We start from the raw sequence: 18,800 nt of genomic DNA on the forward strand, positions 1-18,800 counted from the left end.
CGGCGGGGTTGCCCCCGTCACTCCTGACCGAGGCGGAACGGGGCGAAGGACGGCAGGATCCCGCCACCGCCACCGCCACCGTCGTCGTCATCGTCCGGCGGCGGCGTGGTGGGCGCACCGGAGGTCGGCGGGGTCTGGGTCGGCGGATCCGGATCCTCCTCCGGCTCCGGCACCGACACGACGATCTTCACCGTGCTGCCCTTGGTGCGCTCGGTGTTGCCGTTCGGGCTCTGGTCGACCACCCGCCCGGCCTCATCCGCAGGGCGCTCCGGACCCAGCTCGGTCTCGACGTCGAAGCCGGCGCGTTCCAGGGTCCGTTTCGCCTCCGCCTGGGGCAGGCCGACCACCGACGGCACCGTCGCCACGTTGCCCCTCGAGACGGTCAGGGTGACCTCGGTGCCTTCCGCGACCTTCTCGCCCGAGGGCGGGTCGACCTTCAACACCTGGCCTTTGGTGGCCGCGTTGTCGTCCTCCTCGACCTTCACCTCGAGTTTGAGGTTCTCGAGCTGGGTCTGGGCGGCCTCCCGGGTGCTGCCGACGAGGCCGGGCGGGATTTCCACCTCGGGCTTGCCGCCGCAGATGCGTACGCTCACCGTGCTGTTCGGTTCCGCCCGCTCGCCGGGGGGTGGGGACTGGTTGGTGACCGTCCCCTCCTTGCAGTCCGAGGTGAACTCCGGATCGCCGAGCGCCGGCACGAAACCGTCCCGCTCGATCTGGGCGAACGCCTCGTCCTGGCTCAGCCCGGTGACCGTCGGCACCGCCAGGTCCTGCGGCTCGTCGCGCTGGTTCAGCAGCAGGGCGGCGACCAGGGCGATCACCGCGAGCACGCCGAGCGCGGCGAACATGGCGATCAGCCAGGACGACGCCTTGCGCTGACGCGGATCACCCACCCGGGCGGGGATCTGCCGGGTCTGCGTCGCGCCCCCCGTCGGGTAGCCCGGGTGGCCGGCCGCGGCCATCGCCACGGTCTCGTCCTCGCGCATCACCGGGGTCGCCATCACCGGCCGGCCGGCTGCCGCCCGGAGCAGGTCGGCGCGCATCTCCCCGGCGCTCTGGTAGCGGTTCAACGGGTTCTTCGACAGCGCCTTCAGCACGATCGCGTCGACCGCCGGGTTGACGTCCGGGTTGAGATCGCTCGGGGTCGGCGGAGCCTCCCGCACGTGCTGGTACGCCACGCTCACCGGGCTGTCGCCGACGAACGGCGGATGCCCGCAGAGCAGCTCGAAGAGCACGCAGCCGGCGGCGTACACATCGGAACGGGCGTCGACCGCCTCGCCGCGCGCCTGTTCCGGGGAGAGGTACTGCGCGGTGCCGATGACCGCGCTGGTCTGCGTCATCGTGGTGGCGCCGCTGGCCAGCGCCCGGGCGATGCCGAAGTCCATCACCTTGACCTGGCCGGTCTGGGTGAGCATCACGTTGCCCGGCTTGATGTCGCGGTGGATGATGCCGTGCCGGTGGCTGAAGTCCAGCGCGGCGCAGATGTCGGCCGAGATCTCCAGCGCCCGCCGGGGCTGCAACCGGCCCTCGGCGCCGAGCACCTCCTTCAGCGTGCGCCCGTTCACGAACTCCATCACGATGAACGGCAGCGTCTCGCCGGTCGGCGCCTGCTCCTCACCGGTGTCGTAGACGGCCACGATGGCCGGGTGGTTGAGCGAGGCGGCGTTCTGCGCCTCCCGCCGGAAACGCATCTGGAAGGTGGCGTCCCGGGCCAGGTCGGCGCGGAGCATCTTGATCGCGACGTCCCGACCGAGCCGCAGGTCACGGCCGCGATGCACCTCGGCCATGCCGCCGTACCCGAGCAGCTCGCCGACCTGGTACCTGCCACCGAGCAGGCGGGCCTGCGCTGTCATCGCGTCTGTCGTCCTTCGCTCGTCGTCGTCACGTCGCCGCCCGGTCGGGGCTGATCCAGTCGACGGTACGCCGTATCGACCAGATCGTCTCGCCCGTCAGGCCGCAGCGCGTCGGACGTCACCGTTGGTACGGAAGCTCCCCCCGGCGTTCCCACGCCGAGGTTGTTCCGCAGTTGGTAGGAAATCACGCCGGAGCAGATGAGGACCAGTGCGCCCAGCATGATGGCCAGGAAGACCATGCCGGATCGTGACCGTCGAGGTACCGGGCGTGACGGTCCGGGCGGCGGAGCGTACCCGGGCGGGACCGTGGCCGCCCCACGCGGGTAGCCGGTGGCGGCCGGTGCCACCGAGGTGGGACGGTGCGGGGCAACCGGTTGCGGAGCCGGTTGGTGGATCGGCGGCGGTCGGTGCCCCATGGCCGGCGGGTGCGCGGGGGCCGGGGAGTGCGGGGCCGCCACCGGACGCGGTGCCTGCGGCGATGGAACCTGCGCGCGTCCCGGTGCCGGCGAGGCCGGCGCGGCGGAGATCGGTGCGGCCTGCCCACCGGCCCGGGCCTGCCGCGACAGCGCGGTCTTCAACTGCCGCGCCGCACCGGCCAGCGTGGCGGCGCTCGGCCAACGGTCCTTCGGGTCCTTCGCCAATGCCCGCTCGACAAGCGCGCGGACCTGGGGCGGAATGTCGGCGGGCAGCGGTCGGGGCGTCTCCCGGACGTGCCGCATCGCGATGTCGAGGGGGTTGTCACCCTCGAAGGGCCGCCGTCCGGCGAGGCACTGGTAGGCGACCACACCGAGCGCGTAGACGTCGGAGGCGGGGGTGGCGACCTGACCGGTGGCCTGCTCCGGCGAGATGTACGACGCGGTGCCGAGCACCGAGCCGGCCGCGGTGAGCTGCCCGACCAGGTCCGACCGGGCGATGCCGAAGTCGGTGAGCACCAGCGTGCCGTTGGGGCGGACCAGCAGGTTGCCGGGCTTCACGTCCCGGTGCACGATGCCCTTCACGTGCGCGGCGTGCAGCGCGTCGGCGGCCTGGGCGACGAGCGCCATGGTCCGCGCCGGGGTGAGCCGGCCGACCCGACTCAGCGTCGCCGAGAGGGGATCGCCCTCGACGTACTCCATCACCAGAAAGGCGATGTGCTGGTCGTTGCCGAAGTCGTAGACGTCGACCACGCCGGGGTGGTTGATCGTGGCCATGGTGCGGGCCTCGCCGCGGAACCGCTCGGCGAAGCCGGGCTCGTCCAGCAACGCCGGGAGCAGGCTCTTGACCGCCACCGTACGACCGAGCACCTGGTCGGTGCCGCGCCAGACGTCACCCATGCCGCCGCTGGCGATCCGCTCGTCGAGACGGTAGCGGTTACCGAGTTGGACCCCCGGACTGAGCATGTCAGCGGCCCCCGGGTTCGTTGATGGCGGCCCGCATGATCTGACCGGCGATCCGGGCGGCCTCGGCGCTGCCGCCGCTGCCGGCCTCCTCCAAGACGACGCAGACGGCGGAGACCGGCTTGCCGTCGGAGTCGAGGGCGAAGCCGATGAACCAACCGTGGTCCGGGCGGTCCGGCGCGGACTGGGCGGTGCCGGTCTTGCCGCCGACCGTGTAGCCGTTGATCCGGGCGTTTCCGCCGGTGCCGTTCTGCACCACGCTCACCATCATCTCCCGCAGGTCGGCGGCGACCTGACCGCTCACCGGCCGGCGCAGCTCGCGCGGGTTGGCGGTGTCGTAGACGGTGGTGCGGTCCGGTGCCAGCAGCTGACGCACCAGGTACGGCCGCATCTGGCTGCCGCCGTTGGCCACCGCCGAGGCGATCATGGCGCCCTGCAGCGGGGTCATCCGCACGTCCCGCTGCCCGATGGAGGACTGCGCCAGCGCGGCCGGGTCGGGGCCGCCGTCCGGATTCTCCATGCTGCCGGTCCGGCTGGCCGCCACGCTCAGGCCGCCCTCGCCGAGCCGGCCGACGGTCAGGTCCTCCTGCTCGAACCCGAACTGCCGGGCCTTCTCCTTGAGCACGTCGGGACCGAGCTGGACACCGAGCTTGGCGAAGCCGGTGTTGCAGGATTCGGTGACCGCGTTCATCAGGGTCACCTGCGACTCGGGGCAGATCGACGGCGCGGCGTTGCGGATCGGCTCGCCGGAGGTGGGCGGGGTGTAGCTCGATCCGGCCGGGATGTTCGTCTCCTTGGTGATCCCGTTCTCCAGCGCCGCCGCGGCCACCACGATCTTGAAGGTGGAGCCCGGCGGCAGCACCTCGCCGAGCGCCCGGTTCCGCAGCGGCCGTCCCGCCTCCTGTTCCAGCCGGTTGTACGCGGCGGTCGCCTCGTCGGTGTCGTGGCTCGCCAGCGGGTTCGGGTCGAAGCTGGGAATGGAGACCAGTGCCTGCACCGCCCCGGTGGCCGGGTCGAGGGCGATCGCCGCGCCCTTGGTCGCGCCCTTGTTGTTGCCGCGCAGCTCGTCGTACGCGGTGTCCTGCGCCCGCTTCGACAGGGTCAGCAGCACGTTGCCGCCGGCGGTGGTGTCGCCGGTGACCATGTCCCGCAGCCGGTTGACGATGAGCTGGTCGCTGGTGCCGGCGAGGAAGTCGTTCTCGGCGCGCTCCAGCCCGGTGGCGGCGCCGTTGACCGGCTCGTACCCGAGCACGTGAGCGTATTTCGCGCCGCCCGGATAGGTGCGCAGGTACTTCAGCTCGCCGTCGGTCTCCTTGCTGACCGCCAGCGCGGTGCCACCGGCCTCGATGTTGCCGCGCTTGCGGTCGTACTTGGCGACCTGGACCCGACCGTTGTAGTCGCTGGTGCGGTACTCGTCGGCCTTGTAGGCCTGGATCCAGTTCAGGTTGGCGAAGAGCAGCCCGAACAGGACGATGACGACGACGCCGACCCGACGCAGCGGTGCGTTCACGGCTTGATCACCTCCGTGGGGGCACCGTGCAACTGCTCGGGCGGCCCGGAGGGGCGGGTCACCTTGCCGCCGGCACCGTCGACCGGCCGACGGCCGGCGTCGGAGACGCGCAGCAGCACCGCGATGAGCAGCCAGTTCGCCATCAGCGAGGAGCCGCCGGCGGAGAGGAACGGGGTGGTCTGACCGGTCAACGGGATGAGCTTGCTGATCCCGCCGACGATCACGAAGACCTGGAGCGCGAGGGTGAAGGCCAGGCCACCGGCGAGCAGCTTGCCGAACGAGTCCCGAACCGCCAGGGCGGCCCGCAGACCCCGCTCGACGATGAGCAGGTAGATCACCAGTAGCGCGGAGAGACCGAAGAGGCCGATCTCCTCACCGATGCCGGCGAAGATGAAGTCGTTCTGCACCTCCGGCAGCAGCAGCGGCTGACCACCACCCGGCCCGGCACCGAACAACCCGCCGGAGCCGAGCGCGAGCAGCCCCTGCACCAGTTGGTAGCCGTCGTCGTAGGGCTGGGCGAACGGGTCGAGCCAGATCTGCGCCCGTAGGTAGAAGTTCGCGAACGGACCGCCCACCGCCTCGCCGAGCACGTACGCGAGGTAGGCGCCGCCGAAGAAGAGGACCAGGCCGATGAGCAGCCAGCTGACCCGCTCGGTGGCGATGTAGACCGTGGCCACGAACATGCCGAAGTAGAGCAGCGAGGTGCCCAGGTCCTTCTCGAACACGAGGACCAGCAGGCTGATCACCCAGACGACGAGCACCGGGCCGAGGTCGCGCCCGCGCGGGAAGTCGATGCCGAGGAACCGGTGACTCGCCAGCGACAGCACCTCGCGCTTGCGCACCAGGTAGTAGGCGAAGAAGACGAGCAGGGCGAGCTTGGCGAACTCGCCGGGCTGGATCGAGAAGCTGCCGATGCGTACCCAGAGCTTCGCGCCGTTGATCTCGGAGATGCTGGCCGGCAGCACCGCCGGCAGCATGACCAGCACGATGCCCGCCAGCCCCAGGGTGTACGCGTACCGGGAGATCGACCGATGGTCGCGCATCAGTGCCAGCAGGCCGGCGGCGAGGACCACCGAGATCAGCGTCCAGGCGAGCTGGCGACCGCCGGTCCCGGCGAAGATGGCCAGGTCCGCCCGCTCCTCGGGGGCCGCCTTGGCGAGGTCGAGCCGGCGCAGGAAACCGACGCCCAGCCCGTTGAGCAGGGCCACCGCCGGCAGCAGCGCCGGATCGGCGAAGGGCGCGAGGAACCGGATCACCAGGTGCATGCCGAGGAACACCGCGGTGAGCGTGGCGGCCGGCACCCAGAAGCCCGGAGTGACCGTGTCGAGCACCTTCGCCTCGACCATCGCGCCGTACGCGGCCACCAGCGCCATCGCCAGCAGCAGCAGCGACAACTCGGCGTTGCGGCGGGAGCGGGCCATGCGTACGCCGGGTCGCTCGCCCGCGGTGGCGGGCGAGGATGCCGGGGTGGCCGCTGCGGTCACGATCGTCCTCGGGTGGGAGCCGGTGCCTACTCGGGCGACCGGCAGGCCGCCGGGTCGACCGTGGGCGTGAAGGTGTCGACGGGGGGCGCGTCGGGGGTGCTGTCCGGCGCGGCGGCGGAGGCACCGTTCGGGGTGCCCGTCGCCGCGCCGCTCGGTGTCGACGAGACGCCACCCACCTGGCTCGGCGAGCCGGCCGGAGCGCTCGGCGATCCCGTCGGCGCGCTCGGCGTCGGGGACGGCGAACCCACGAGCGAGGGCGTGGGGCTCGGTGTCGGCGGACAGATCGGCTTGAGGTTCACGTTCGTCGGGCTGTCCATCGTCAGCTCCGCCAGCCGCCGTTCCGCGTCCGGCTCGCTCTTGGCCGGGATGCCCTGTTTCACCTGCTCCTGCGCGGCCAGGGTGAGGTCGTCCAGCTGGGCCTCGCTCTCGGAGTGCACGCTGGAGAGGTCCATCCCGGCGATCTGACCCTGGATGCCACGGAACACGGCCACCTGGCCGTCCTCGGTCGCGCCCACGTAGTACTGGCGCTGCGTGTAGCTCCACCCGGCGAACACCCCGCCGCCGACGATCACCAGCAGGGCGGTCGTCATGGCGAGCGCACGCAGCGGACGCCGACGCGCCTCGGGCTCGTCGTCGGCGTTCGCGGCGTCGTCGGGCGTCGGCGGCCGGGGCGCGGAGAGCGCCGAGGCACGGGCCGCCGGGGTGGAGACGTCGGCCGAGGTGGCCATCCCCCGGTCCCGGGCCGCCGCACCGCCGACGATCGGGGCCGCCTCGACGATGTCCCGGTCGGTGGCGTCGGCGATGATCACGGTGATGTTGTCCGGGCCGCCACCGCGCAGGGCGAGCTGGACGAGCCGCTCGACACACTGCTGCGGGTCCGCGTACTCCCGCATGGTCTCGGCGATGGTCTCCGCGCTGACCACGCCGGAGAGCCCGTCGGAGCAGATCAGGTACCGGTCGCCGGGCAGCACCTGCCGGACCGAGTACTCCGGGTCGATGTCGCGGCCGTCCAGGGCCCGGGTGAGCAACGAGCGCTGGGGGTGGCTGCTCGCCTCCTCCGGGCTGATCCGGCCCTCGTCGACGAGCATCTGGACGTAGGTGTCGTCCTTGGTTATCTGCGCGAACTCTCCGTCGCGCAGCAGGTAGGCCCGCGAGTCGCCGATGTGGACCATGCCCAGCTTGCTGCCGGAGAACAGGGTCGCGGTGAGCGTGGTGCCCATCCCCTCCAACTGGGGGTTGGCCTCCACCGTCTCGCGGAGTTGTTGGTTGGCGGTGCCCACGGCGGAGCGGAGCGCGTCGACCAGGGCATCGCCTGGGACGTCCTCGTCCAGTGGCGCCATGGCACCGATGACAATGTTGCTGGCGACGTCACCGGCGGCCATACCGCCCATGCCGTCGGCAACGGCGAGTAGCCGCGGCCCGGCGTAGACGGAGTCCTGATTACCGTCTCGGATCAGACCGCGGTCGCTGTGGGCCGCATAGCGCAGGGTCAGAGTCATGGCCGTAATTCGAGAGAGGTGCGGCCGATCCGGATCGGCACGCCGAGGGGGACGGGGGTCGGTCCGGTGACCTTAGCGCGATCCAGGTACGTCCCGTTAGTCGAACCCAGGTCCTCGACGAACCACTGCCCATCACGCGGCACCAGCCGGGCGTGTCGCGCGGACGCGTAGTCGTCGGTGATGACGAGGGTGGAGTCCTCGGCACGACCGATCGTTATCTGCGCCTCACCCAACGTGATCCGCGTGCCGGCCAACTGACCCGCGGTCACCACCAACTGGTGCGCCGCCCGCCCCCGCTTCACCTTCGCCGGCTTCGCCGTCGCCTGACCTGTCGACGCGCCCACCGCCCGGGGCGCCGCCACCAGCCGACCCGAGCGGGCCCCCGCGAAGAGGTCCCGCCGGATGACGCCGACCACCGTGAACACGAAGATCCACAGCAGTACGAGGAATCCGAACCGGGCAACGGTGATAACGAGTTCCGGCAAGGCGGATCAGCCGTCCACGCGGAAGGTCAGAGTGGTCGTACCGAGCTGGATCATGTCACCGGGGTTCAACGCCACGGCGGAGACCCGCTGGCCGTTGACCATGGTGCCGTTCGTCGAGCCGAGATCGGTGAGCACGACCTGCCCGCCGTCGAAGTCCAGCCGGGCGTGTCGGCGGGAGATGCCGACGTCCGGCAGCCGCAGGTTGGCCTGGTCGCCTCGACCGATCACGGTCGAACCCATCTGCAGCGGGTAGGTGCGGCCGTCACCGGAGACCAGCCGGATGTTGCGTCCACCGCCGTGCCCCGGCGGCGGACCGTAGCCGCCACCCTGGTCGTAGGACGGGTAGCCGGGCGGGCCGGCGTCGTATCCGGGCGGACCGGCGTCGTAACCGGGCGCCGAGACCGGGGCGACCTCGCCACCGGTGTAGACCTCCGCGGTGACCCGGAACATTCCGGTGTCCAGTCCTTCACCGCGCTCGATCTCGACGATCACGTCCCCGTAGACCGTCCAGGCCTGCTCGCCGATGAACTCCGCCTGCGACTGGGCCAGCTCCTGGGCCAGCGCGGCGGCGTACGGCGCCAGCCGACTGTGGTCGTACGGGGAGAGATCGATCACGTAGCGATTGGGCACCAACGTGCGCCCACCAGCGAGGATGGCCTTGTGTGCCTCGGCCTCCCGCTGCATGGCGTTGAGGATCTCCACGGGGTGGACCACCCCTTTGAAGACCTTGGCGAAAGCCCCTTCGACCAGGCCTTCCAGACGCTTCTCGAAGCGTTGCAGCACGCTCACCGGCTCCTCCTCGGGTCCCGAGGACATGATGGTATCCGTCCAGAGCGCACGCAGCTCACACGCCGCTCGGCCGGCAGGCCACGGCCCGTTCGGACGGCTTCTGATTGTCGTGCTACTCTTTCGTCCGCCACGAACGGTAACCGCTGCGAGCAGCGAAAGCCATTCGCGGCGACAGACCAAGGTCACGTAGCATGGCTGAGGCTCGCCGATCACCGGCGAAGCCCGGTACAGGCCACGTTCATCGAGGTCGAGCCACGGGGAAGTGGCGGAATGGCAGACGCGCACGGTTCAGGTCCGTGTGTCCGAAAGGACGTGGGGGTTCAACTCCCCCCTTCCCCACCACAGCCGAGGGCTCCGCAGAATGCGGGGCCCTCGCTCCGTATCGGGGCGTGCCGGACGTCACGCTATGCTCCGATGGTTTCTGCCTCCGACGCACCAGGAGTGGCATGTGAGTGTCGCATTCGTGACCGGTTCGGGCGGGCTGATCGGCTCCGAGGCGGTCCGGCACTTCGCCGGCCTCGGTCTCGACGTCGTCGGCATCGACAACGACATGCGGCAGGAGTTCTTCGGCGAGGAGGCGTCCACCGCCTGGAACGTCCGCCGGCTGACCGACGAGCTGGGTGAGGCGTACTCCCACCACAGCATCGACATCCGGGACCGGGCGGCGCTCGGCGCGCTGTTCGGCCGGTACGGCCGGGACGTGGCTGTGGTGATCCACACTGCCGCGCAGCCCTCGCACGACTGGGCGGTGCGCGATCCGTTCACCGACTTCGACGTCAACGCCGCCGGCACCCTCAACGTGTTGCAGAGCGTCCGGGAACACTGCGTCGACGCCCCGGTCATCCACTGCTCCACGAACAAGGTCTACGGCGACCGACCGAACAGCCTGCCCCTGGTGGAGCTGGCGACCCGGTGGGAGATCGAGCCGGGCCACCCGTACGAGCAGGGCATCCGGGAGGACATGTCGATCGACGCCTGCCTGCACTCGATCTTCGGCGCCTCGAAGGTCGCGGCGGACGTGATGGTGCAGGAGTACGGCCGCTACTTCGGCATGAAGACGGCCTGCTTCCGGGGCGGGACGCTGACCGGGCCGGCGCACTCGGCGACCGAGCTGCACGGCTTCCTCGGCTACGTGATGCGGGCGAACATGGAGCGCCGCACCTACAAGATCTTCGGTTACCAGGGCAAGCAGGTCCGGGACGCCATCCACAGCTCGGACGTGGTCTCCGCGTTCGAGGCGTTCTTCCGCAACCCCCGCTCCGCCGCCGTCTACAACCTCGGCGGCGGCCGGCACTCGAACACCTCCAACCGCGAGGCGTTCACGCTGGCCGAGCAGATCACCGGCCAGGAGATGATCACCGAGTACGTCGAGGCCAACCGGATCGGCGACCACAAGTGGTGGATCGGCTCCAACGAGGCGTTCCAGGCGGACTATCCGGACTGGAAGCAGGTGTACGACGTACCAATGATCATGCGAGAGATCTACGAGGCCAACGTGGACAAGTGGGTGCCGGGGGCATGACCAAGAAGAACGTGCTCGGTGTCCTGGTCGACGCCACCGACTACGCCGAGGCCACCGAACGGGTGGTGGCCGCCGCACAGGAACGCCAGCCGTTGGCGCTCACCGCGCTGGCCGTGCACGGCGTGATGACCGGCGTGCTGGACCGGGCGCACAACGCGCGACTCAACTCCTTCGACGTGGTGACCCCGGACGGCCAGCCGGTGCGCTGGGCGTTGAACCTGCTGCACGGCGCCGGCCTCACCGACCGGGTCTACGGGCCGACGCTCACCCTGCACGTGCTCTCCCGCTTCGCCGACGAGGGGCTGCCGGTCTACCTGTACGGCTCGACCGAGGAGACCCTCACCCGGCTGATCCCGGCGCTGGAGCGGATGTTCCCGGCCCTGAAGATCGCCGGGGTGGAGGCGTCCAAGTTCCGCGGTGTGCAGCCGGGCGAGGACGTCGAGATCGCCGATCGGATCAAGGGCAGCGGCGCCCGGCTGGTCCTGGTCGGGCTCGGTTGCCCCCGGCAGGAGATCTTCACGTACGCGATGCGCCCGCTGCTGGACATGCCGATGATGGCGGTCGGCGCGGCCTTCGACTACCACGCCGGGCTGCTGCGCCAACCGCCGCCGTGGATGCAGCGCGCCGGGTTGGAGTGGTTCTGGCGTCTCGGCCTCGAGCCCAAGCGCCTGTGGCGGCGTTACGTGATCCTCAATCCCGCGTACCTGGGTCGCCTGGTCGCGCAGAAGACCGGGCTGTGGAAGGCCCGGCCACCCGCGCCGGCCACCGAACGTCCGACCGAGTTCGCGGTCTGACCCGAATCGACGAACGGGCCCCGGCGTAGCGCCGGGGCCCGTTCGCCGTACCGGACGTCAGAGGGTGAGCGTCCAGGTGTTGATGTACCCGGTGTCACCGCCGTAGACGTCGCGGACCTGGAGGCGCCAGGTGCCGTTCGCCGCCTCGCTGGACAGGTTCACCGTGTAGGTGGCGTTCACGTTGTCCGTGCCGTCGAAGATGCTGCTGTTCTTCAGCCGGTAGGACGAGCCGTCCGGAGCGAGCAGGTCGATGACCAGGTCGCCGCGGTAGGTGTGCACGATGTTCACCGCGACGGTCGAGCTCGACGAGGCGTTCCGGTTGCAGCCGGAGATGGTGATCGAGCTGGTCACCGCCGAGCCCGAGTCCGGGATCGACACGTCCGTCCCGTTGGTCCCGGAGCAGCCACCGCCGCTGCCGCCGGTCACCGTGAGCGAGTACGTCGCACTCCTGGTGCCGGAGGCCGCGGTGCCGGTGACGGTCACGGTGTACGTGCCGGCCGGCGTGCTGGCCGAGGTGCTGATGGTCAGCGTGGACGATCCGCCGGAGGTGACGGTGGCCGGGCTGAACGAGGCGGTCGCCCCGGACGGCAGGCCGCTGGCCGAGAGGCTCACCGACTGGGCGGAGCCGTTGGTGGTGGCGGTGGCCACGGTGGCGCTCGCCGAGCTGCCCGCCGTGACCGAGCCGGCGGTCGGCGACACCGAGACCGAGAAGTCGTTGGTCGGCGGCGGGGTGCTGCCGTTGACCACGTAGAGCAGCTGGTTCGGCGTTCCCGTGCCGACGTTCGAGATCACGTTCGGGGTGGAGTTGCTGACCAGGTAGTCCCGGACCTGCTGCGGCGTCCACGACGGGTTGGCCGAGAGCACCAGCGCCGCCACCCCGGCCACGTGCGGCGAGGCCATCGAGGTGCCGCTGATGGTGTTCGTCGCGGTGTTGCTGGTGTGCCAGGCGGAGGTGATGCTCACCCCGGGGGCGAGGATGTCCACACAGGTGCCGTAGTTGGAGAAGCTGGCGGCGGCGTCGTTGCTCTGGGTGGCACCGACGGTGATCGCCGGTGCGGCCCGGGCCGGCGAGTAGTTGCAGGCGTTCTGCCGCTGACCGAGGGCGTTGCCGTTTCCGGCGGCCACCGCGTACGTGACGCCGGAGTTGACGGAGTTGACGACCGCGTTGTCGACCGCGGTGTTCGCCCCGCCGCCGAGGCTCATGTTGGCCACGGCCGGCTTCACCGCGTTGGCGGTGACCCAGTCGATGCCGGCGATCACCCCGGCGTTGGTGCCGCTGCCGGAGCAGTTGAGCACCTTGACCGCCACCAGGCGGGTCGCCTTGGCCACGCCGTACGCCGAGCCGCCGACCGTGCCCGCCACGTGCGTGCCGTGGCCGTTGCAGTCGGTGTTGTTGGAGTCGACCGTGTTGGTGCCCCAGGTCGCCCGACCGCCGAAGTCCGAGTGGGTGGTCCGGATGCCGGTGTCGATGACGTACGAGGTCACGTTCGTGGCCGTGTTCGGGTACGTGTACGAACTGTTGAGCGGCAGGTTCCGCTGGTCGATCCGATCCAGGCCCCAGGACGGGGGGTTCGTCTGGGTGCCCGCGATGGAGACGACGTGGTTCTGTTCGACGTACGCGACGGCCGGGTCCGCGGCGATCCGCGCCGCGGCCCGTGCGCTGACCCGCAGTTCGGCACCACGGACGGCGGCGCTGTAGGTCCGGGCCGTGGCACCGCCGTGCCGGCGCAGCAGCCGGTCCACCGACGAGCCGACGGACGTCCGGCTGACCTCGCTGTCCTTGAACACCACGATGTAGCTGTCCTTGACGGCGGTCGCGCCACCGGCGCTTCGGACGGTGCCGACCGGCTCGGCCGCCATGGCCGGCGTGGCCGCCGCCACCATGGCCAGTGTGGCCAGACCGACGAGCACGGATCTCTGTGGAAGAGCCATCTTCCTACCTCCCTCGGGTCGGCACCGAACGTCCACCTGCTCGTGACAGGTTGATCGATGAACGCCGATCACGGTGAGGGTAGTTGGATGTGTGCGGACAGTTAAACATGTCGGATCCCTCATAACACTGGCGAGATGGTTCCCCTACGGGGACGGGTACGGGAGGAACGGGGGACGGACCCGGATTCGGCGGGCCGGAAATCGGGCAAGGCTGATGGACATGCAGAGCCATCTCGCCCTCCTGCTTCCGGTCGCCGCCGTCTGGTGGGCCGCCGGCTATCTCGCGGACGGGCTACCCCGCCTGCGCCATGCACGCGAGCTGCGTCAGCAAGCCGGCCGGCTGCTCGCGCTGACGTTGACCGGGCTCGGTCTGACGCTGGCTCTGCCGATCGCCGGGCTGGTCACCGTCGGGCCGACGGTGGCGGATCGAGCCGCCGACGGGCTGACGCTCGCCGCCGTGCCCGCCCTGCTGGTGGCCGGCTGCACGGTGCGCCGGTTGCGCCGGTTGTGGGCGGGAGCCGGCGCACTTGCCGTCGCCGCCGGAACACCGGCCCCGCACGGGCTGCGGGCCGCCGCCGCCCACCCGCTGATCGGCCTGCCGTTGCAGGTGACCGGTCTGGCGCTGCTGCCGGCGATGATCACCGCGAGCGGTGCCGGCCAGTACCTCGGCCCCTCGGCGACCGGGCCGGCGATCACCATCGCGGCGCTGGCCGTCGCGGCCATCGGCGTACGCCACGCGTTGCGGCACAACCGGTTCGCCGAGCGGGCCATGCCCGAACGGGTGGCGTCACCGCGCCCGGCCGCCGGCGCCCTGCACGTATAGCAGTTCCAGGATCGCCCTGGTCGCCTCGAACCAGCGGTCGAGCCACCCGGGTGGCGGCACGCTGCCCTTCGGCGGCAACTCCATCAACAACCCACGCAGCAGCGGATGGTCCACGAGGGAGCCGTCGTCCGCCGTCGACCAGCCGGCGGCCGGGAAGGACGGCTCGGTGAGTGGATTCGGGTCCAGTGACGGCAGGGTGAGCGGCGACGGCGGCTCCGCGATCGCCGGGGTCTCCCGGCCCGCGTGCTCGGTCTCCGCCGACACCACCTCGGTCAGCACGGTGTCCCGCCGGGCCCCGCGATACTTGCCGCCGAACCGTTCCGGCTTTCCCGGCCCGTTGGTGAGGTTCTCCGACCCGATACTCGTCATCCGTCTCGCCTGCCTCGCTCGGTTACCCGCCCTGCCGGGGGGATGTCGACCAGCGCGTACCGAGAAGTACAACGACACGGGCCCGATGTGGCGACGGCAGCCGGCGCCAGCACGCGGTGCTCTGGGCCGCCGTACGCGCCCGTTCGGCTCTGCTGCCCGTCACCAAAGTCGGGTGACGGCAGCGGATCCCCGCCCGGCCGGTGGCCGGGCGGGGATCCGTCGTCACCGTCCCCGGGGCACGTCAGGCCCGGGGGAACGCGCCGTCCCTGGTGCTGGCGACGAAAGCGTGCCAGTCGCCCGGCGCGAAGACCAGGGCCGGTCCGGCCTTGTCCTTCGAGTCACGGACGCCGACCGCCCCGGTCACGTACGCCACCTCGACGCAGTTGTCGCAGTTCGGCCCGCTCTTCGAGCTCTTGAACCACGTCGCCTGCGCCAGGTTCACGGAGAATCCTTGCGTCGCCACTTCCACAACGGCTCCTCTGCCAGTCTCGCGATGTACTCCACGGACTCCTCCGGACGTTCGGCCGCTGCTCGAATGTGATCGAAGATGAAGCTGTACTTCTGTAGTTCGTCGCTCTTCTCCAGGAAGAGCCCACCCGTGGCGTTCTCCGCGTACACGACATCCGGATCACCGGGTTCGGGGAAGCTGAGGATCGTGAAGGTGCCGTCCATGCCGGCGTGCGCTCCCACCTCGAACGGCAGGACCTGAAGCGTCACGTTCGGCAGCTGTGCCACCTGCACCAACCGTTTGAGCTGGTCACGCATGACCGTGTCCCCGCCCACCGGACGGCTCAACACCGCCTCATCGAGCACCACCCACAGATCGACCGGATCATCCTGGGTCAACAACGACTGACGGCCGAGTCGGACACGCACCCGTTGCTGTACCTGTTCCGGACTGAAATCGGGGCGGGCCGCGCGGATCATCGCGCTCGCGTACTCCTCGGTCTCCAACAGCCCCGGCACCACCTGCTGCTCGTAGGCGCGAATCGAACTGGCCGCCGCCTCCAGGCCCACGTACGCCCCGACCAGCACCGTGCTGTACGGATGCCACCAGCCCTTCTGCCGCGCCTCACGGGCGATCTGCACCAGCTCGTCGCTCTCGGCGCCCACCACCCCGTAGATCCGGAGCATGTCGCGCACATCGCGGGGCGTAGCGGTGGTGTGGCCGGTCTCGATCCGCGAGACCTTGGACGCCGAGCACTCCAACTGCTCCGCCACTGACTCGATGGTGATGCCGGCTGCCTCGCGCTGGCGGCGCAGTTCCGCGCCGAGCCGGCGCCGCCGGATGGTCGGGCTGCGCCGCTCGCTCACCGTGTCACCTCTCCGCCTCGACGCGCCGCGCTGACCGCCCGCCCACGGCGCGATCCTCCCGGCGAGCGTTCGCGGCGTGGGGTGGTTCCGGTCCTCGGCCGGCCGCGGCGGGCGAAACCGGCTCTCAGTGTGCCGCCCGGGTGGCGGCCCGTTCAAGCGCCGTTTCGCGCGAGCCGCTCGCGTATCGGCAAAAGTCGACGTGCAACTTGCATGAAGCACACTCCTGATGCACTCTGTCCGTATGACCCGGGTTACTGACCGTCTCCGATCCGTCTCCACGCGTGATCAACGTCGTGGGGCGACGGGTCCGGAGTCCTTCCGGTCGACACCCGCCAGCCCGGCCCACGGGATCGGGAGCCGCTCGCCCACGTGCGACCACGACACCTCCTGATCAACCGACCGATCGCGCAGGAGCCCGCCATCAGCGGCTCCACACTGACGGACCGGCCACCCACTCCGGCCCCCGAGACACGACCTCGTCGCCGGAGCCGCACAACCCCCCATCATTCCCAGCCGGCCCTTCCCCGCCGGCCGACCCTTCCAGGAGCCCATGTGCTTCCCCGCTCCGGTGACGTACTGCACGTGACACGCGCGGCGAGTGTCCAGTTCCGCAGGCCCATTCTGTTCCGGGTGATCCGGGTACTCGACCGGCCGACCTACGACGGTTGGCTCTGGCTCGAAGGCTACGAGTTGAACGCGGCGGGGGACGCGGTCAACCGTCGATCGATCTTCGTCCAGCGGGCCGGGCTGCGGCAGGTCCAGGCCGCACCACAGCCGCGTCCGCACACCGTACGGTCGGCCCGCCGGCCGGTCGTACGGACGCCGGTTCGGGTGCACTGAGCATCACGAACCTCAGGTGAAAAGGATTCGGGGGGCATGCCGCCGACATAGAATCGGTATGCCCACCCCGGCATGTCCGCACCCCGCGCCTCCCGGACCCCGAACCTGGGATGGCCATGGTCAATATGTCCGCGCGGGAGCCACGCCGGCCCCGCATCGCCTACACCTTCGGGCTCCTGGCGCTTCTCGGTGCCGTCACCACCCTGGTGGTGCTGGGCCGCGATCCAGCTTTGTCGTCCACCCGGCTGGCCGAGCCCGTACCGGCTCCGGAGATCACAGTCGTGGAGAGCGAACCGGTAGAGCCGGACACCGCGACCGACGGTGTCTGGGACGCCTTCGCCTACGACGGCTTCTTCGGCCAGCCAGCCGACCGACCGACCGAGTCCGTCGACTCCCCGCAGCCCGCGGACCCGACCGACGAGGACGCGCCGGCCCGGGCCACGGGTGACCACAGCCGGGAGGAACTCAGCCGCTCGCTGTTCTGGTCCGGGGTCTTCGGGCTGGCGATCTCCCTTGCCGGCTTGGGGCTGGTCGGTACCAGACGCCGCATGTGGTGACCCGCCGATCAACCCGTGGGGCTAGCCGTCGCGGTCGGTTCGGTGGTCGGCTCGCCCGTCGTCGGCGGCGGACTCGGACTGGCCTCGGCGACCACCAGCCGAACCTCGTCGCCGGCCGCCACGAGCTCGCCGGCCTCCGGGTCGGTGGCGATGACCGTCCCCTCCGGCTGGTCCGACGGGCGGTACTCCACCTCGTAGTCGAGGTCGAGCCCGTCCAGCGCCGCCCGTGCCGCGGCCTCCGGCAGACCCACCAGCGGCGGTACCGGCACCTGGTCCGGCGCGGCGCTCGTCGTCGGTGCCGCTGACGGAGACGCGGTGGTCGGCGACGGCGACGCCGTGGTGGGTGGAGCCTGGGTGGTCGGCGAGGGCGACTCCGAGCCCGGCCCCTCGTCGTCGAGCCCCTGGCTGGCCAACCAGAACCCGCCCCCGATCAGGGCGAGCAGAAGCAGCAGCAGGACGCCCCAGAGGATCGGCAGCCACCACGGTCGGCCCGGCTGATCGTCGGCATACCAGTCGCCGCCGGCCGGCTCCCGGTCCACACCCGGCCGCAGCGAGGGCACCTCGGCACGCCCGGACCACGCCGCCGGACCGGAACGCTGGGTCGGCGGCAGCTGCGCGGTGGCGTCGGCCGGAACCGGCGGTTCTCCCGCCGCCCGGTCCATCGGCGCGGTCTCGTCGGGTGCCTGCGCCGACGCGCCGGCCACACGGTCCAACGGCGCGGTCTCGTCCGGCGTACGCCCGAGCGGCGCGGTCTCGTCCGGGTTGTTGTCGCCGGACGGCGAGATCGGACGGGTCCGGTCGTCCGGTTGCCCGTCGGTCGGCTCCTGGCGCTCGTCGCTCACGGCACGTCCTTTCCGCCGACCGGGCGGGCACCAGGCCCCTCGACGGTCAACCTAGCGGTTCTGCCGGTCACCGGTCGGCATCAGCGTGTCGGGTGCGCGTCACGGCGCCGGCGCGCTCGCGTCCGCACTCGGCGGCGTGCCGCACCGGAGCTGGACCACGTCGTTCCACCTGCCGACCGTGCCGCCCACCGGTTGTTGTGCGGTGACGGTGCCGGAACGCCCGGCCGGATAGCGTGGGGAGAAGCCGTCGTCGACGAGTTCGGCACCGGCCTCGTTGCACTTCTCGCCGATCAGATCCGGCACCTCGTTCGGCGGCGCGGCCCCGGCAACGTTGATCTTTACGGTGACGCCACGCCGCACCGGCGTGCCCGGCGCCGGGTCGGTGCTGCGCACGCTGGAGCCGTCGCCGCTGCCGAAGACGAGTTGCCAGCCCAGGCCCAGGTCGCGCAGCTCCTCCCGGGCCTCCTCGAAGTCCAGGCCGACCAGGTCCGGAACGGTGAGCCCGGTCGGCCGCGACGGGCTGGGGCTGCTGCTCGGTCGGGTCGGGGTGGTCGACGTCGGCGGTTTCCGAGGTGGCGAGGTCCGGACGGCGGGCGTCGGGGTGGCGGTGCCGGTCGCGCCGGAGGACACCGGGTCCGGTCCCACCTGGTCGCCGGCGAGCACCCAGCCCCCGGCGGCACCGATGACCGCGAGCAGTACGGCGGCGAGCCCACCACCGACGACCATTCTCGTCCGGTCCGGGGCGGTGCCGCCGCCCCCCGGCCGCCCATCCGTGGTCCCGTCCGTCATCCCGCCCACCGCCTCATTCCCCCGC

At 71.1% G+C, this 18,800-nt stretch carries 18 protein-coding genes and 1 tRNA gene; 6 read left to right on the plus strand and 13 right to left on the minus strand.

Annotated elements, in window-relative coordinates:
- Positions 1-17: 17 nt before the first annotated feature.
- Genes pknB through O7605_RS19520 form a run of 7 tightly spaced genes read right to left on the minus strand, consistent with a single transcriptional unit; the run spans position 18 to position 9,020 of the window.
- The gene (gene pknB / locus O7605_RS19490; RefSeq protein WP_269740494.1) at positions 18-1,850 is read right to left on the minus strand and encodes a Stk1 family PASTA domain-containing Ser/Thr kinase; all 1,833 of its coding nucleotides are present in this window, start codon (positions 1,848-1,850) and stop codon (positions 18-20) included.
- Complete coding sequence (locus tag O7605_RS19495) at positions 1,847-3,229, minus strand: serine/threonine-protein kinase (RefSeq protein ID WP_269740495.1); 1,383 nt, start codon at positions 3,227-3,229, stop codon at positions 1,847-1,849. Before O7605_RS19495 ends, pknB begins: the two co-directional genes overlap by 4 nt.
- 1 nt (position 3,230) lies before the next feature.
- Positions 3,231-4,736, minus strand: a complete 1,506-nt coding sequence (locus O7605_RS19500) for a peptidoglycan D,D-transpeptidase FtsI family protein (protein WP_269740496.1) — start codon at positions 4,734-4,736, stop codon at positions 3,231-3,233.
- Positions 4,733-6,220 (minus strand): FtsW/RodA/SpoVE family cell cycle protein, encoded by a 1,488-nt coding sequence (locus O7605_RS19505; RefSeq protein ID WP_269740497.1) that lies wholly within the window; start codon positions 6,218-6,220, stop codon positions 4,733-4,735. Before O7605_RS19505 ends, O7605_RS19500 begins: the two co-directional genes overlap by 4 nt.
- 26 nt (positions 6,221-6,246) lie before the next feature.
- A complete protein-coding gene (locus O7605_RS19510) occupies positions 6,247-7,719 on the minus strand; it encodes a protein phosphatase 2C domain-containing protein (protein ID WP_269740498.1) in 1,473 nt (490 codons plus the stop codon).
- The gene (locus O7605_RS19515) at positions 7,716-8,204 is read right to left on the minus strand and encodes an FHA domain-containing protein FhaB/FipA (protein WP_111242783.1); all 489 of its coding nucleotides are present in this window, start codon (positions 8,202-8,204) and stop codon (positions 7,716-7,718) included. The genes O7605_RS19510 and O7605_RS19515 overlap by 4 nt, the downstream gene beginning before the upstream one ends.
- A 6-nt stretch (positions 8,205-8,210) precedes the next feature.
- Positions 8,211-9,020 carry an FhaA domain-containing protein gene (locus O7605_RS19520; protein WP_093409193.1) on the minus strand — a complete coding sequence of 270 codons (810 nt, stop codon included), beginning with the start codon at positions 9,018-9,020 and terminating at the stop codon, positions 8,211-8,213.
- Positions 9,021-9,249: 229 nt separating this feature from the next.
- On the opposite strand from O7605_RS19520, the gene O7605_RS19525 reads away from it, so the two are divergent.
- From O7605_RS19525 to O7605_RS19535, 3 genes are all read left to right on the plus strand, one after another.
- Positions 9,250-9,335: transfer RNA gene (locus O7605_RS19525), tRNA-Leu, on the plus strand.
- Positions 9,336-9,399: 64 nt separating this feature from the next.
- Positions 9,400-10,515 carry an NAD-dependent epimerase/dehydratase family protein gene (locus tag O7605_RS19530; RefSeq protein ID WP_269740499.1) on the plus strand — a complete coding sequence of 372 codons (1,116 nt, stop codon included), beginning with the start codon at positions 9,400-9,402 and terminating at the stop codon, positions 10,513-10,515.
- Positions 10,512-11,309 (plus strand): WecB/TagA/CpsF family glycosyltransferase, encoded by a 798-nt coding sequence (locus O7605_RS19535; protein ID WP_269740500.1) that lies wholly within the window; start codon positions 10,512-10,514, stop codon positions 11,307-11,309. The genes O7605_RS19530 and O7605_RS19535 overlap by 4 nt, the downstream gene beginning before the upstream one ends.
- A gap of 57 nt (positions 11,310-11,366) precedes the next feature.
- On the opposite strand, the gene O7605_RS19540 is transcribed toward O7605_RS19535, so the two are convergent.
- Positions 11,367-13,241, minus strand: a complete 1,875-nt coding sequence (locus O7605_RS19540) for a S8 family peptidase (RefSeq protein WP_269740501.1) — start codon at positions 13,239-13,241, stop codon at positions 11,367-11,369.
- Between the two features lie 220 nt (positions 13,242-13,461).
- On the opposite strand from O7605_RS19540, the gene O7605_RS19545 reads away from it, so the two are divergent.
- Positions 13,462-14,064 (plus strand): hypothetical protein, encoded by a 603-nt coding sequence (locus tag O7605_RS19545; protein ID WP_269740502.1) that lies wholly within the window; start codon positions 13,462-13,464, stop codon positions 14,062-14,064.
- On the opposite strand, the gene O7605_RS19550 is transcribed toward O7605_RS19545, so the two are convergent.
- From O7605_RS19550 to O7605_RS19560, 3 genes are all read right to left on the minus strand, one after another.
- Positions 14,029-14,433, minus strand: a complete 405-nt coding sequence (locus O7605_RS19550; protein ID WP_269740503.1) for a hypothetical protein — start codon at positions 14,431-14,433, stop codon at positions 14,029-14,031. The two genes, O7605_RS19545 and O7605_RS19550, sit on opposite strands and share 36 nt — an antisense overlap.
- A 241-nt stretch (positions 14,434-14,674) precedes the next feature.
- Positions 14,675-14,896 carry a DUF397 domain-containing protein gene (locus tag O7605_RS19555; RefSeq protein WP_093409203.1) on the minus strand — a complete coding sequence of 74 codons (222 nt, stop codon included), beginning with the start codon at positions 14,894-14,896 and terminating at the stop codon, positions 14,675-14,677.
- Positions 14,872-15,747, minus strand: coding sequence for a helix-turn-helix domain-containing protein (locus O7605_RS19560; RefSeq protein ID WP_269740504.1), 876 nt, complete (start codon positions 15,745-15,747; stop codon positions 14,872-14,874). Before O7605_RS19560 ends, O7605_RS19555 begins: the two co-directional genes overlap by 25 nt.
- 552 nt (positions 15,748-16,299) lie before the next feature.
- Here O7605_RS19560 and O7605_RS19565 point away from each other — a divergent pair.
- Complete coding sequence (locus O7605_RS19565) at positions 16,300-16,587, plus strand: hypothetical protein (protein ID WP_269740505.1); 288 nt, start codon at positions 16,300-16,302, stop codon at positions 16,585-16,587.
- Between the two features lie 110 nt (positions 16,588-16,697).
- Positions 16,698-17,144 carry a hypothetical protein gene (locus O7605_RS19570; RefSeq protein ID WP_281582736.1) on the plus strand — a complete coding sequence of 149 codons (447 nt, stop codon included), beginning with the start codon at positions 16,698-16,700 and terminating at the stop codon, positions 17,142-17,144.
- Between the two features lie 8 nt (positions 17,145-17,152).
- Here the strand turns inward: O7605_RS19570 and O7605_RS19575 are convergent, their stop codons facing one another.
- Both O7605_RS19575 and O7605_RS19580 read right to left on the minus strand, forming a co-directional pair.
- Positions 17,153-17,806, minus strand: coding sequence for a PASTA domain-containing protein (locus tag O7605_RS19575; protein ID WP_443083992.1), 654 nt, complete (start codon positions 17,804-17,806; stop codon positions 17,153-17,155).
- A gap of 279 nt (positions 17,807-18,085) precedes the next feature.
- Positions 18,086-18,775, minus strand: coding sequence for a PASTA domain-containing protein (locus O7605_RS19580; protein ID WP_269740508.1), 690 nt, complete (start codon positions 18,773-18,775; stop codon positions 18,086-18,088).
- Positions 18,776-18,800: the final 25 nt, after the last annotated feature.

This window comes from Verrucosispora sp. WMMA2121 (assembly GCF_027460185.1).
GTDB classification, from domain to species: Bacteria; Actinomycetota; Actinomycetes; order Mycobacteriales; family Micromonosporaceae; genus Micromonospora; species Micromonospora palythoicola.